Source organism: Klebsiella sp. GFKo11, assembly GCF_056490265.1.
On the sequence record NZ_CM151369.1, the window covers coordinates 1,131,328 to 1,144,979 of the forward strand.

11 protein-coding genes are annotated in these 13,652 nt (G+C 55.7%); 8 read left to right on the forward strand and 3 right to left on the reverse strand.

Features of this window, described 5'->3' with window-relative positions:
- The first annotated feature begins 121 nt into the window (after positions 1-121).
- Positions 122-814 (forward strand): aspartate/glutamate racemase, encoded by a 693-nt coding sequence (locus AC07P6_RS05430; protein WP_434663963.1) that lies wholly within the window; start codon positions 122-124, stop codon positions 812-814.
- Here the strand turns inward: AC07P6_RS05430 and AC07P6_RS05435 are convergent.
- Complete coding sequence (locus AC07P6_RS05435; RefSeq protein WP_182234721.1) at positions 801-1,727, reverse strand: LysR family transcriptional regulator; 927 nt, start codon at positions 1,725-1,727, stop codon at positions 801-803. The genes AC07P6_RS05430 and AC07P6_RS05435 overlap by 14 nt on opposite strands.
- A 134-nt stretch (positions 1,728-1,861) precedes the next feature.
- On the opposite strand from AC07P6_RS05435, the gene lysA reads away from it, so the two are divergent.
- Positions 1,862-3,124: a diaminopimelate decarboxylase gene (gene lysA / locus AC07P6_RS05440; RefSeq protein WP_478315787.1), complete on the forward strand. Its 1,263-nt coding sequence runs from the start codon at positions 1,862-1,864 to the stop codon at positions 3,122-3,124.
- 136 nt (positions 3,125-3,260) lie between these two features.
- On the opposite strand, the gene AC07P6_RS05445 is transcribed toward lysA, so the two are convergent.
- On the reverse strand, positions 3,261-4,262 hold the full coding sequence (locus AC07P6_RS05445; protein WP_182240523.1) for a LacI family DNA-binding transcriptional regulator: 1,002 nt from the start codon (positions 4,260-4,262) through the stop codon (positions 3,261-3,263).
- A 303-nt stretch (positions 4,263-4,565) separates the two neighbouring features.
- Here AC07P6_RS05445 and AC07P6_RS05450 point away from each other — a divergent pair, with 303 nt between their 5' ends.
- The 4 genes from AC07P6_RS05450 to AC07P6_RS05465 all read left to right on the forward strand — a co-directional run bounded on the left by AC07P6_RS05450 (position 4,566) and on the right by AC07P6_RS05465 (position 8,655).
- Positions 4,566-5,903, forward strand: a complete 1,338-nt coding sequence (locus AC07P6_RS05450) for a PTS sugar transporter subunit IIC (RefSeq protein ID WP_478315789.1) — start codon at positions 4,566-4,568, stop codon at positions 5,901-5,903.
- Positions 5,904-5,910: 7 nt separating this feature from the next.
- Positions 5,911-7,338 (forward strand): glycoside hydrolase family 1 protein, encoded by a 1,428-nt coding sequence (locus tag AC07P6_RS05455; protein WP_478315790.1) that lies wholly within the window; start codon positions 5,911-5,913, stop codon positions 7,336-7,338.
- A gap of 67 nt (positions 7,339-7,405) precedes the next feature.
- Positions 7,406-8,179 carry a GntR family transcriptional regulator gene (locus AC07P6_RS05460; protein WP_304253383.1) on the forward strand — a complete coding sequence of 258 codons (774 nt, stop codon included), beginning with the start codon at positions 7,406-7,408 and terminating at the stop codon, positions 8,177-8,179.
- Positions 8,176-8,655 carry a GNAT family N-acetyltransferase gene (locus tag AC07P6_RS05465; protein ID WP_478315791.1) on the forward strand — a complete coding sequence of 160 codons (480 nt, stop codon included), beginning with the start codon at positions 8,176-8,178 and terminating at the stop codon, positions 8,653-8,655. The genes AC07P6_RS05460 and AC07P6_RS05465 overlap by 4 nt, the downstream gene beginning before the upstream one ends.
- Here AC07P6_RS05465 and galR read toward each other — a convergent pair.
- Entirely contained in the window at positions 8,616-9,632 is a 1,017-nt protein-coding gene (gene galR, locus AC07P6_RS05470; RefSeq protein WP_112213968.1) for an HTH-type transcriptional regulator GalR, read from the reverse strand. The genes AC07P6_RS05465 and galR overlap by 40 nt on opposite strands.
- Before the next feature lie 621 nt (positions 9,633-10,253).
- Between galR and aas the strand changes: the two genes are divergently transcribed.
- Both aas and lplT read left to right on the forward strand, forming a co-directional pair.
- Positions 10,254-12,413, forward strand: coding sequence for a bifunctional acyl-ACP--phospholipid O-acyltransferase/long-chain-fatty-acid--ACP ligase (gene aas / locus AC07P6_RS05475; RefSeq protein WP_182234701.1), 2,160 nt, complete (start codon positions 10,254-10,256; stop codon positions 12,411-12,413).
- On the forward strand, positions 12,406-13,599 hold the full coding sequence (gene lplT / locus AC07P6_RS05480) for a lysophospholipid transporter LplT (RefSeq protein ID WP_110276443.1): 1,194 nt from the start codon (positions 12,406-12,408) through the stop codon (positions 13,597-13,599). The genes aas and lplT overlap by 8 nt, the downstream gene beginning before the upstream one ends.
- Positions 13,600-13,652 lie beyond the last annotated feature (53 nt).

A 13,652-nucleotide genomic window follows, 5' to 3' on the forward strand; every position in this document is an offset into this window, starting at 1 on the left:
AATGAAACGTTGTTTTATTTAATTTATCCTACAAAAAACCAAAAGGAAACGATCGTCAGGAGAAGGTGGAAAGTTGATCACAAGTTTGGTTCACTGAAGGACTTCACATAAGGAGCGAATGATGAAAACGATTGGCCTGTTGGGTGGGATGAGCTGGGAATCGACGATTCCCTACTATCGCCTGATTAACGAAGGTATCAAAGCGCGCCTGGGCGGTCTGCACTCCGCCAGCCTGCTGCTGCACAGCGTGGATTTTCATGAAATCGAGGCCTGCCAGTCCTCGGGCGATTGGGATCGTGCGGGCGAGATCCTGGCACAAGCGGCTTTCGGGCTACAGCAAGCGGGGGCCGAAGGCATCGTGCTGTGTACTAACACCATGCATAAGGTTGCCGAAGCCATTGAAACGCGCTGCGACGTGCCGTTCCTGCATATTGCCGATGCCACCGGGCGAGCGATTACCGCCAAAGGCCAGAGCCGCGTCGCCCTGCTTGGAACGCGCTATACCATGGAGCAGGATTTTTATCGCGGCCGCCTACAGCAGCAGTTCGCCATCGACACGCTGATTCCTGAAGCTGAAGACCGTGAACGTATCAACCAGATCATCTTTGATGAACTGTGCCTGGGAACCTTTAGCGCAGAATCACGTGACTACTATCTGCAGGTCATTGATGCCCTGGCTGAGCAGGGAGCTGAAGGCGTGATTTTCGGTTGTACCGAAATCGGTCTGCTGGTACCCGCAGAAAGCAGTCCGCTGCCAGTGTTTGATACCGCGGCGATTCATGCGGCGGATGCGGTTGAGTTTATGCTTTCGTAAGCACCGCTTCGAGCGGGGTCAGGATGCGCGGCAGGCTATTTTGCAGATGCAGAGCGAAAGCATCGACCAGCGCAGAACCGGGGCGGTGCAGTGGGCGAACCAGGCTGACGGTAAACGGCACTTCAATACTAAAGCGGCGCACCACTACCCCGTTTCCTGCGTAATCAAGCGCAGTTAACGGGTTGACGACGGATATACCGACCCCCGCGCGTACCATTGCGCAAATTGAGGCCGCGCTGTGCGTTTCGACGACCATTCGCCGTTTGACTTGATGATCGAGGAATAAAGCATCCAGTAATTGACGGTAGCTATCCGTTCGCGACAGGCTGATATAGTTTTCGCCGTGAAAATCCGCAGGCGTCAGCTCTTGTTTAGCGGCAAGCGGGTGGCCTTGCGGCAGTACGCACACTTCATTTAGCGTTAGTAGCGGCGTGCGCTCGGTTCCGGCGGGGGTATGCAGGGTTTCGGTCAGACCAAGATCGTGACGCTGAGCCGAAAGCCACTCTTCCAGCAGCGGCGACTCCTGGGGGACGATTTGCAGACTGACGTCCGGATAGCGCGCCAGAAAAGGTTGTAGCAACAGGGGTAAAAACGACTGGGAAAAAACCGGTAAACATACTACCGACAGCTCGCCCTGGCGGAATTCGCGCAGGCTTTCCGCCGCGCTGACGATTCTGTCGAGGCCATACCACGAGCGCTGCACTTCTTCAAACAGGCGTAGCCCCTGAACCGTTGGCTGCAGGCGACCGCGGGCGCGGGCAAACAGCTTCAGGCCCAATACCTTTTCAAAGCGCGCCAGCTCGCGGCTGACGGTCGGCTGCGAGGTATGCAGCATCCGCGCGGCTTCCGTCAGATTGCCGGTGGTCATTACCGCATGGAAAATTTCAATATGGCGCAGGTTTACGGCGGGCATGGGGGTTCCTCAAGTGACGTGAACTATATCATTTTTGCATAGACTGGCAATAAAACGATATTTTTTATTCCTTACAGGCTGTGGCGTAATCGTAAAAAAACACAAACAACGCACACACAGCACCGGAGTTCCTTATGCCACGCTCGCTTTACGCTACTGATACCGATCTGACCGCAGAGAACCTGCTGCGGTTGCCTGCCGAATTCGGCTGCCCTGTCTGGGTCTACGACGCGCAGATTATTCGCCGTCAGATTGCCCAACTGAGTAAGTTCGACGTCGTGCGTTTTGCGCAGAAGGCCTGTTCAAATATTCATATTCTGCGCCTGATGCGCGAACTGGGCGTTAAAGTGGATTCGGTGTCGCTGGGCGAGATCGAGCGCGCGCTGGCGGCGGGATATGATCCGCACCAGCATCCGGAAGATATCGTTTTTACCGCTGACCTGATTGACGATGCAACGCTGGCGCGGGTGAAAGAGTTGCAGATCCCGGTCAACGCCGGGTCTATCGACATGCTAAGCCAACTGGGTGAAGTCTCTCCGGGCCACCGCGTCTGGCTGCGCGTGAATCCAGGCTTCGGCCACGGTCACAGTCAAAAAACCAATACCGGCGGCGAAAACAGTAAACACGGGATCTGGTACAGCCATTTACCGGCGGCGCTGGAAGTGATGCGCCGCTACCAGCTACAGCTGGTGGGTATTCATATGCATATCGGTTCCGGCGTCGATTACGGCCACCTGGAACAGGTATGCGGCGCGATGGTGCGTCAGGTTATCGAGTTCGGCCAGGATCTGCAGGCGATCTCTGCCGGCGGTGGATTGTCGATCCCCTACCATGAAGATGAAGAGGCGATCGATACCGATCACTACTTCGGATTGTGGAATGCGGCGCGCGAGCAGGTGGCGAAGCATTTGGGTCATCCGGTGAAACTGGAAATCGAGCCGGGTCGCTTCCTGGTGGCGGAATCCGGGGTGCTGGTTTCTCAGGTTCGCAGCGTGAAAGAGATGGGCAGTCGCCACTTCGTGCTAATTGACGCCGGTTTCAACGATCTGATGCGTCCGTCAATGTACGGCAGCTATCACCACATCACCGCTCTGGCTGCTGATGGCCGCGACCTTAGCGCTGCTGGGGAGATTAAAACCGTGGTTGCCGGGCCGCTATGCGAATCGGGCGACGTCTTTACCCAGCAGGAAGGGGGAAAGGTAGAAACGCGGTTGCTGCCAGCGGTAGTACCGGGCGATTACCTGGTGCTGCACGACACCGGCGCTTACGGCGCATCGATGTCTTCTAACTACAATAGCCGTCCGCTGTTACCTGAAGTGCTGTTCGACAACGGCAAAGCGAGGCTGATCCGTCGTCGTCAGACGATTGAAGAGCTGTTGGCGCTTGAGCTGCTGTGAGTTGATGTGAAGGCGTTTTGCCCATAGTGCCCGCGTTTCTGTCGGGTGGCGGCTGACGCCTTACCCGACGGGGATTGTGAATTTTGTAGGCCCGGTAAGGCGTTAGCCGCCACCGGGCAATTGCAACTTCAGCTAATTACTTGTAATACGGCCCGGTCGTCACCGATTCGCGCAGCACCAGCGTACCGGTAAACGGTGGGATCGTCTCAATCGGCTGATCGTTCGCCAGCTTGATCGCCTGATCGATAGCGGTGGTTATCATGTTATCGATCGGCAGATAGACCGTGGACAGCCCCGGTTCCAGCCATTTTGCGCTCGGCGCGTCATCGAAACCGAACAGCGAAATATCCTGCGGGATCCGCAGCCCCGCCTGATACAGCGCCTTCGAAGCGCCCAGCGCCATATCATCGTTACAGGAAAACAGCGCGCTAAACGGCGTCTTCTCTTCTAACAGTTCACGGCACAGCTCATAACCGCGGGTCATGGTGGAATCGCCGTACTTCACTTTGGCCGGATCCCACTCGATACCGTGTTTTTTCAGCGCATTACGATAACCTTCCAGACGGGCTTTACCCGTCGGCGTGTGCATCGGCACGGTAATACAGGCGATATCGCGATGACCCTGGGTAATCAGGTACTCAACGGCCTGAAACGCCGCGTCCTGTTGTTCGAAGAACACGCAGATCTCTCGCGCCTGGCTGACGTCGCGGTTAATGACCACCAGCGGCATGTCGATGGACTCAATCAGCGACATGATTTTCTTTTCGCTCATATGGCGGGTGTAGAGCACGATGGCGTCGCACTGACGATCGGCCAGCATCTGCACCGCTTCTTCTTCACGCTCCGGCGCATCGTGGCCGTCGGTGACGATCAGCTGTTTGCCCCAGGCCTCCGTTTGTCGGGATGCCTGCTGTAGCAAGCGTCCGAAATAGAAGCCATCGAAGGTGGAGACCACCAGACCGATGCTGTTGCTCGTGCGGTTCGCCAGCGAGCGGGCGAGAAAGTTAGGCCGATAGCCCAGCTCTTCCATCGCTTTAAAAACCTGTTGGCGGGTGCTCTCTTTCACCTGACCTGTGCCGTTCAACACGCGGGAAACCGTCGCTTTAGAGACGCCTGCGCGAATTGAGACATCCAGCATTGTTGCCATTGTTACGATTCCTGATATCACGTGGTAACGCGCAGTTTATCACAGACATTCAGGGGGATATGGCCTCAAGGCAGCGTAAAAAACTATCGCGATCACGCTTTTACAGGAATTGATCGTCTGAAAAAATCAAATGGCAAATGCGGTATGCCAATTTTGCGTTATTTGGAATACCAGTAGAGAGGTTGCGAGCTTAGTCACAGAACTTTTTCTCACCAGTGATTATTTTTGGTATGCCAATAGGTGTTTGGCTGTACACCTGGTGCGCTAAAAGCCCTTAAACCTGAGGTATCCTCTATGGCATTGCAGGACAAATTGATCGACTCTCTGGGGAGTTTCGCCACGAAATTCAACAGCTATCGCTACATCATGGCAATAAAGTCCGCCTTTATTACCCTGATGCCAGTGATCATTGTCGGTGCCTTTTCGGTGCTGATCTCCAACATGGTGCTGGATCCTAAAAACGGACTGGCCAGTTTTCAGTCGCTCTCTTTTCTGGCGGCGCTAAAACCGATCACCAGCGCGATTAACTACGCGACGCTTAACTTTCTCAACATCGGCGCGGTCTTTCTTATCGGTATCGAGCTCGGGCGGATTAACGGCATCAAGAGCCTGTTTCCTGGGCTGCTGGCGGTAATCTGTTTTATCTGCGTCACGCCGACCACCGTTGAAATGATGGTCGACGGGCAAATGCATGAAGTGAAAGATGTGCTGCTGCGCCAGTTCTCCGATACCCGCAGCCTGTTCCTCGGCATGTTTATCGCCATTCTGTCGGTGGAGATCTACTGCTGGCTGGAAGGGCGTAAGGGGCTGAAGATCAAGATGCCGGATACCGTACCGCCCAACGTATCGGCGTCGTTTTCCGCTCTGATCCCATCAATTATCACCACTACGCTGATTGCCACCTTTGGCTTTATTTTTCATCAGACCACCGGCATGTATCTCTATGACGCGGTTTATCAAGTGGTGCAGCAGCCGCTGGAGCGGGTGGTACAAAGCCTGCCGGGGATCCTGTTGCTGATGTTCGTTGCGCAGCTGTTCTGGGTTATCGGCATCCACGGTAACCAGATGATCAAACCGATCCGCGAGCCGCTGCTGCTGGGGGCGATCACCGTCAATATGAGCGCCTTTGAGCAGGGCAAAGAGGTGCCGAATATCATTACCATGCCGTTCTGGGATGTTTATATGAGCATCGGCGGTTCAGGGCTGACGATTGGCCTGCTGATTGCGGTGATGATCGGCACGAAACGCAAAGAGATGAAGGAGATCGCCAAACTGTCGATTGGTCCAGGACTGTTCAATATCAACGAGCCGGTGATTTTCGGTATGCCGATTATGCTCAACCCGATCCTCGCGATCCCCTTTATTATCACTCCGCTGGTGACCGGTAGCACCGGCTACTTTGCGACTGCCGCCGGTTTTGCTGGTAAAGCGGTGGTGATGGTGCCGTGGACCACGCCGCCGCTGATTAATGCCTGGCTCTCTACGGCGGGCTCGATGGGCGCGGTGGTCACGCAGCTTATCTGCATCGTAACCGCGGTGCTTATCTACCTGCCGTTCGTCAAAATTGCCTCCCGCCGTGCGGACACCGCTCAGCGCCAGGCGGAAAACGCGCAGGTCAGCCAAAACGCATGAGGACACTATGAGTACAGTAAGGATGGCGATCCCCCACGACTTTATCCTCGGCGCTGCCGCTTCGGCGTGGCAAACCGAGGGCTGGAGCGGCAAGCAAGAGGGCCAGGATTCCTGGCCGGATCTCTGGTACAAGAACGACCGCCACGTCTGGCATAACGGCTATGGTCCGGCGGTGGCGACCGATTTTATCAACCGCTTTCGCGAAGATGTACAGTTGATGAAGCTGGCGGGTCTGACTCATTACCGGACCTCAATCAACTGGTCGCGTTTTCTCACCGACTATGAAAACGTCACTGTCGATGAAGCGTATGCGACGTATTACGACCAGCTTTTCGATGAGCAGCTGGCGAACGGCATTGAGCCGATGATCTGCCTTGAGCACTATGAACTCCCGGGCTATCTGCTGGAGCAGTACGGCGGCTGGGCATCGAAAAAAGTGGTGGAGCTGTTTGTGCAGTACGTAGAGAAGGTTTTTGCCCGTTATCACCACAAGGTGACGCGCTGGTTTACCTTCAATGAGCCGATTGTGGTGCAAACCCGGGTTTACCTGGACGCGCTGCGCTGGCCCTACGAACAGAACACCGGTACCTGGATGCAGTGGAATCACCACAAAGTGCTGGCGACGGCGAAAGTGGTCAGGCTATTTCGCGAGAAGGGCTATCGCGGCACGGTAGGTTGTATTCTCAATCCGGAGGTCACTTATCCGCGTTCCAGAGCGCCCCATGACGTGCGCGCCGCCGAAATCTACGATCTGTTTTATAACCGGGTATTCCTCGATCCGCTGGTTCACGGCGAATACCCGCAGGAGCTGTTTACCCTGCTCGAACAGCATGATGTTGCCTGGGATTATTGCGCGGAAGAATTAGCGGTTATCCGTGAAAACACCGTCGATGAGTTGGGGATTAATCTCTACTACCCACATCGCGTTAAGGCGCCGTCGCGCGCCTGGCACCCGCAAACGCCGTTCCATCCGGCTTATTATTATGAGCCCTTTGAACTTCCGGGGCGGAAGATGAACAACTCCCGCGGTTGGGAAATCTATCCGCAAATCGTTTTTGATATGGCGATGCGCATCAAACAGGATTATCGCAATATCCCGTGGTTTGTGGCGGAAAGCGGTATGGGCGTGGAAAACGAAGGGCAGTTTCGTAACAGCGAAGGCACCATCGCTGACGACTACCGCATTCGATTTATCAGCGAGCATCTGTGGCAAACCCTGCGCGCGCGCGAAGCGGGGGCCAACTGTCACGGCTATATGCTGTGGGCGTTTACTGACAACGTTTCGCCGATGAACGCCTTTAAGAATCGCTACGGTCTGATTGAAATCGATCTGCAAAATAACCGGGCGCGACGACCGAAGGCTTCCGCCAGCTGGTTCCGTCAGTTGCGTGACAGTCGTGAGTTAACGCTGGATATTGACGATGAGTGGCGCTAGCCGGGCTTAAATTTTGCTAAGATAGCGCCGATATTGACTCGCAGGCTCAAAACGCACAGGTGATATTGTGGAGAAGGCTATCATTCCGCCGGAAAAGAAACCCTACCAGGAAATTGGTGATGATTTACGCGCACAGATTGCGCAGGGGCGCTATCCCATCGGGTCGCGCCTGCCGCCGGAACGCAATATTGCCGAAACCTATGGTGTGAGCCGGACGATCGTGCGTGAAGCGCTGCTGATGCTGGAGCTGCAGGGGACTGTCGATATTCGCCAGGGCTCTGGGGTGTACGTTATGCGCATCCCGCATGAGGACGATAGCGAGGAAGAACAGATGCTGAGCAGCGACGTAGGGCCGTTTGAAATCCTGCAGGCCCGCCAGCTGCTGGAGAGCAATATCGCCGCTTTTGCCGCCAAAATGGCCACCCGCGCCGATATCGATAACCTGAAAAGGATTATTGAACAGGAGCAGCGGGCTATCGCCGCCAATGATACCACCCAGGATAACGCCCGACTGTTTCACCTGGTGCTGGCCGGGGCGACGCAAAATCAGATGCTGCTGGCGACGGTTGAGCGCATCTGGCTGCAAATGGACAGCAGCCCGCTGTGGCAGCAGTTCAACGTGCATATCGCCAGCCGCGCTTATCGCCTGAAGTGGCTCGGCGACCGGCAAACGCTCCTCGCCGCCCTGCGCCGTCGCGACGTGATGGGGGCCTGGCAGGCGATGTGGCAGCATCTCGAAAATGTGAAAAATAGCCTGCTGGAGCTTTCTGATGAAGACGCGCCGGACTTTGACGGCTATCTGTTTGAGTCGGTGCCGATTTTTCAGGGAAAGCTGGTGTGATTATTCAGCCTCTTTACGCCGGGGCGCAGCACGCCGCACAGGTGACGGAGTGGCTGTGGCAGGCGTTTGGCGGCGATACGCTGCCGCAGGCATTTTTCGCCAGTATTGTTGAACACAGCCAGATGCCCGACGCGCTGCCTATCACTTTTATTGCTGTCGAAGATGGGAAACTGCTGGCAACCGTCGGGTTATGGCGCTGCGACTTGATCAGCCGTCAGGACCTGTATCCGTGGATGGCGGCGCTGTACGTTGCGCCAGAGGCGCGGGGGAAGGGGTTGGCAGGAAAACTACAGCAGTACGTTATCGAATATGCCCGGACGCAGGGTTATTGCGAGCTGTTTCTCTACTCCGCTTGTCGCGATTTTTATGAGCGTTTTGGCTGGCAATACATCGGCGAGGGCCTGGATTATCCGGCCACCGCCGTCAGTTTATACCGCTACGATTTGTCGCCATCAAGCGGCGCGATCACCGAATGACGGCGGACCAGCGTCGGGCTGAAAAGGTGGGTAATTTCCGGTGCTGGACGATGTTCCGCCAGCGCTAGCGCCAGTTCGGCAGCCTGAGTCGCCATGGTCACTATCGGGTAGCGCACGGTGGTCAGACGCGGGCGCACGTAGCGCGAAATCAGCACATCATCAAAGCCAATCAGCGAAATCTCACGCGGTACATCAATACCGTTATCGTTTAACACACCCATCGCACCAGCGGCCATTGAGTCGTTATAGCAGGCCACGGCGCTAAAGTTTCTCCCGCGGCCCATCAGCTCGGTCATCGCCTGCTCGCCGCCGCTCTCGTCGGGTTCAGCGAACGTCACCAGCCGGTCGTTGCACGGCAGACCGCTCTCTTTTAAGGCATCGTAATACCCTTGCAGACGATCTTCGGCATCAGAAATGGCGTGGTTGGAACACAGGTAGCCAATGCGAGTGTGCCCTTGTTGAATCAGATGGCGGGTCGCCAGCCATGCGCCGTAGCGGTCGTCCAACGCCACGCAGCGCTGCTCGAAGCCGGGTAAAATACGGTTGATTAATACCATGCCGGGAATTTGTTTCATCAGCGAGGCCAGTTCGTCATCAGGGATGATTTTGGCGTGAACGACCAGCGCGGCACAGCGATGGCGAATCAGTTGTTCAATCGCCTGGCGCTCTTTATGGACGCTGTGATAGCCGTTACCGATCAGCAAAAAATTGCCGGTATTGTAGGCCACCTGTTCGACGGCCTTGACCATCGCGCCGAAGAAGGGGTCGGAAACATCACCCACCACCAGGCCGACGGTTTCCGTTGACTGCTGCGCCAGCGCGCGGGCATTGGCGTTTGGATGATAATTTAACGTTTCCATTGCCGCGCCTACCGACTGGCGAGAGGCTTCGCTGGCTTTTGGTGAGTTGTTGATAACGCGGGAGACGGTAGCGACAGAAACTCCTGCGAGTCGGGCTACATCCTTTATAGTCGCCATACCAGGCCTTTTAGGGTAAACGCTTACATATCGGTTATGTTACGGGAAAGTGCGGCAGATTCAAGGCTCGGTACTATTGGGTTAGCGCAATTGTGATGCAGATTAGCCTTGCTGGTGAAAAAGTTACCCACAGGCATTCTGACGAATGATACAGGAAGGGATAATTCACACCTTTGCTTACACTTTGCGATTAGCTGTTGCGAATGTTCGCTGGTTTACCCATTCAGGGCATTGATATTCTGGTTATCCCAGAGGTATTGATAGGTGGAGTCGACTTCAGGTTGACTACTCTAATTACACCAGCCTGCGCAGATGCGCAGGTTTTTTTTTGCCCGCCGTTAGCCATTGTTACAGTTACCGAAAATAGCAATAACTGGTTGCACTTAGGCTCATTCCCTTGCGTTTTATGACTGGTATCGGCGGGTGAAAAAACGAGACAATCAGGATCCCAGAGGTATTGATAGGTGAGTTTTTTAAGTACGCTTTTCGTACTGATTATCTTGCACCGACCTGCGCAGATGCGCAGGTTTTTTTTACCCTGAATTCCGTTACCTGTACTGCATTTCCCATGCCTTCTCGTGTAACCTGCTTTGACTGATTAACCGGTCAAACGGAGTTGTTATGCTTTTAGGATTTTTTAGACTGCTATTCAAAGGATTGTACCGGGTAAAGCTAACCGGTGACACGCAGGCGCTGTACCAGCAAAAGGTACTGATTACGCCAAACCACGTCTCATTTCTTGATGGCGTACTGCTGGCTCTCTTCTTGCCAGTGCGCCCCGTCTTTGCGGTGTACTCCTCGATTACCGATCGCTGGTTTATGCGTGCGCTAAGGCCAATTATTGATTTCGTCCCGCTGGACCCGACCAAACCGATGTCAATCAAGCATCTGGTGCGCCTGATTGAACAGGGGCGTCCGGTGGTGATTTTCCCGGAAGGGCGGATCTCGGTGAGCGGCTCGTTGATGAAAATTTATGACGGCGCAGCCTTTGTGGCGGCGAAGTCGCAGGCGACGATTGTGCCGCTGCGAATCGAAGGTGCTGAACTCACGCCCTTTAGTCGCCTGAAGGGGTTGGTTAAGCGCCGCCTGTTCCCGCGTATTCAACTGCATGTGCTGCCGCCGACGCATCTGGTGATGCCGGATGCGCCGCGCGCCCGCGACCGGCGTAAAATCGCCGGTGAAATGCTGCATCAAATCATGATGGAAGCGCGGATGGCGGTGCGCCCGCGCGAAACGCTGTATGAGGCGCTGCTGGCGGCTCAGGACCGTTACGGTGCGCGCAAAAACTGCGTGGAAGATATTAATTTTCAGCCTGACACCTACCGTAAGTTGCTGACCAAAACGCTGTTTGTGGCGCGTATTCTGGAAAAATACAGCGCGCAGGGCGAAAAAATCGGCCTGATGTTACCGAATGCCGGGATTAGCGCGGCGGTGATCTTTGGCGCTGTCGCCCGTGGGCGCATTCCGGCGATGATGAACTACACCGCCGGGATAAAAGGCCTGAGCAGTGCGATTACCGCTGCGGAAATCAAAACCATCTTTACTTCCCGTACCTTCCTCGACAAAGGCAAACTCTGGCATCTGCCGGAGCAACTGACTCAGGTGCGCTGGGTATTCCTCGAAGATTTAAAAGGTGACGTCACCGCTGCCGATAAACTGTGGATTTTCAGTCGTTTGCTGATGCCGAAGCTGGCGCAGGTTAAGCAGCAGCCGGAAGACGCGGCGATGGTCCTGTTTACCTCTGGCTCGGAAGGTCACCCGAAAGGTGTGGTGCATAGCCACAAGAGCCTGCTGGCCAACGTTGAGCAGATTAAAACCATCGCTGACTTCACCGCCAACGACCGCTTTATGTCGGCATTGCCGCTGTTCCACTCATTTGGTCTGACGGTAGGCTTGCTGACGCCGTTGTTTACCGGCGCAGAAGTCTTTCTCTATCCCAGCCCGCTGCATTATCGCGTGGTGCCGGAGCTGGTGTACGACCGCAACTGTACGGTGCTGTTCGGTACCTCGACATTCCTCGCCAACTACGCCCGCTTTGCCAATCCGTATGATTTTTATCGCCTGCGTTACGTTGTCGCGGGGGCAGAGAAGCTGCAGGAAAGCACGAAGCAGATCTGGCAGGACAAGTTCGGCCTGCGCATTCTTGAAGGCTACGGTGTCACAGAATGCGCGCCGGTCGTATCGATTAACGTGCCAATGGCGGCGAAAGTGGGCACCGTTGGCCGCATTCTGCCAGGCATGGACGCCCGTCTGCTGGCGATGCCTGGTATTGAAGAGGGGGGCCGTTTACAGCTCAAAGGCCCGAATATCATGAAAGGCTATCTGCGGGTAGAAAACCCTGGCGTGCTGGAAGCACCGACGGCGGAAAATCAGCACGGCGAAGTGGAAACCGGCTGGTATGACACCGGGGATATCGTCGGCTTTGATGAGCAAGGCTATGTGCGAATTCAGGGCCGTGCCAAGCGCTTTGCCAAAATCGCCGGTGAGATGGTGTCGCTGGAGATGGTCGAGCAGCTGGCGCTGGCGATTTCACCGGACAAAATGCACGGCACGGCGATTAAACAAGATGCCAGCAAGGGCGAGGCGTTGGTGCTGTTTACCACCGATAATGAACTGAATCGTGAAAAACTGCTGCGCTATGCCCGTGAACACGGCGTGCCGGAGCTGGCGGTACCGCGCGACATTCGCTGGCTTAAGCAGCTCCCGTTATTGGGCAGCGGCAAGCCGGACTTTGTCACCCTCAAAGGTATGGTAGAACAGACGGAACATTCCCATGAGTGAGTCAGTACACACTAACAATTCGCTGTACTCGAAAGGGATGGTGGCGGTTATCTGCGCCCAGTTTCTCTCGGCATTTGGCGATAACGCGCTGCTGTTCGCTACCCTGGCGCTGATGAAGCAGCTGTTCTACCCGGAGTGGAGTCAGCCGGTATTGCAGATGCTGTTTGTGGGCGCTTACATTCTTTTTGCGCCATTTGTCGGGCAGTTTGCCGATAGCTTCGCTAAAGGGCGGGTGATGATGGTCGCTAACGGGCTGAAGCTTATCGGCGCAGGCTGCATCTGCTTCGGCGTGAACCCGTTTATTGGCTACACGTTAGTGGGCATTGGCGCAGCCGCCTATTCTCCAGCCAAATACGGTATCCTCGGCGAGCTGACGACCGGTGATAAGTTAGTGAAAGCTAATGGCTTGATGGAGTCTTCAACCATTGCGGCGATACTGCTTGGCTCAATGGCCGGTGGTGTTCTGGCGGACTGGCATGTTGTTGCGGCGCTCAGCGTCTGCGCGGTGGTGTATGCCGGAGCGGTGGTGGCCAACCTGTGGATCCCGAAGCTGCCCGCGGCGCGTCCAGGGCAGTCATGGCGCTTTAAGCCGATGACTCACAGTTTCTTTAGCGCCTGCACCACGCTATGGCGCAACAGCGAAACCCGCTTTTCGCTGGTGGGTACCAGCTTATTTTGGGGCGCGGGCGTTACGCTGCGCTTCCTGCTGGTGCTGTGGGTGCCGGTGGCGCTGGGGATCACCAGCAACGCGATGCCGACTTATCTCAATGCGATGGTGGCAGTAGGGATTGTGCTGGGTGCCGGTGCGGCGGCGAAGCTGGTGACGCTGGAAACGGTGTCCCGCTGTCTGCCTGCCGGTTTCTTAATTGGCGTTGTCGTGGTCTTCTTTGCCATTCAACACGCCTTGTTACCGGCGTTTGGCTTGCTGTTGCTGCTCGGCGCGTTCGGCGGTTTCTTTATCGTACCGTTGAATGCGCTGCTCCAGGAGCGCGGGAAGCATACGGTTGGCGCAGGTAACGCGATCGCGGTGCAGAACCTCGGCGAAAACGTGGCGATGCTGCTGATGCTGGGCCTCTATTCCCTGGCGGTGAGCATCGGTATTCCGGTTGTCGGCGTAGGGATTGGCTTCGGCGTGGTGTTTGCCCTGGCTATCGCCGCCCTGTGGATTTGGGGCCGGCGTAAATAATCTCCCGGAGGCGGCGCGTTGCGCCTGTCTGGGCTACAAAACCGCACGAACGT

Bases quoted from the DNA above. Each gene is read 5' to 3' on its own strand.
- lysA (WP_478315787.1), top strand. From the start codon at position 1,862: ATGCCACGCTCGCTTTACGCTACTGATACCGATCTGACCGCAGAGAAC.
- AC07P6_RS05435 (WP_182234721.1), bottom strand. From the start codon at position 1,727: ATGCCCGCCGTAAACCTGCGCCATATTGAAATTTTCCATGCGGTAATG.
- lplT (WP_110276443.1), top strand. From the start codon at position 12,406: ATGAGTGAGTCAGTACACACTAACAATTCGCTGTACTCGAAAGGGATG.
- AC07P6_RS05450 (WP_478315789.1), top strand. From the start codon at position 4,566: ATGGCATTGCAGGACAAATTGATCGACTCTCTGGGGAGTTTCGCCACG.
- AC07P6_RS05455 (WP_478315790.1), top strand. From the start codon at position 5,911: ATGAGTACAGTAAGGATGGCGATCCCCCACGACTTTATCCTCGGCGCT.
- aas (WP_182234701.1), top strand. From the start codon at position 10,254: ATGCTTTTAGGATTTTTTAGACTGCTATTCAAAGGATTGTACCGGGTA.
- galR (WP_112213968.1), bottom strand. From the start codon at position 9,632: ATGGCGACTATAAAGGATGTAGCCCGACTCGCAGGAGTTTCTGTCGCT.
- AC07P6_RS05430 (WP_434663963.1), top strand. From the start codon at position 122: ATGAAAACGATTGGCCTGTTGGGTGGGATGAGCTGGGAATCGACGATT.
- AC07P6_RS05445 (WP_182240523.1), bottom strand. From the start codon at position 4,262: ATGCTGGATGTCTCAATTCGCGCAGGCGTCTCTAAAGCGACGGTTTCC.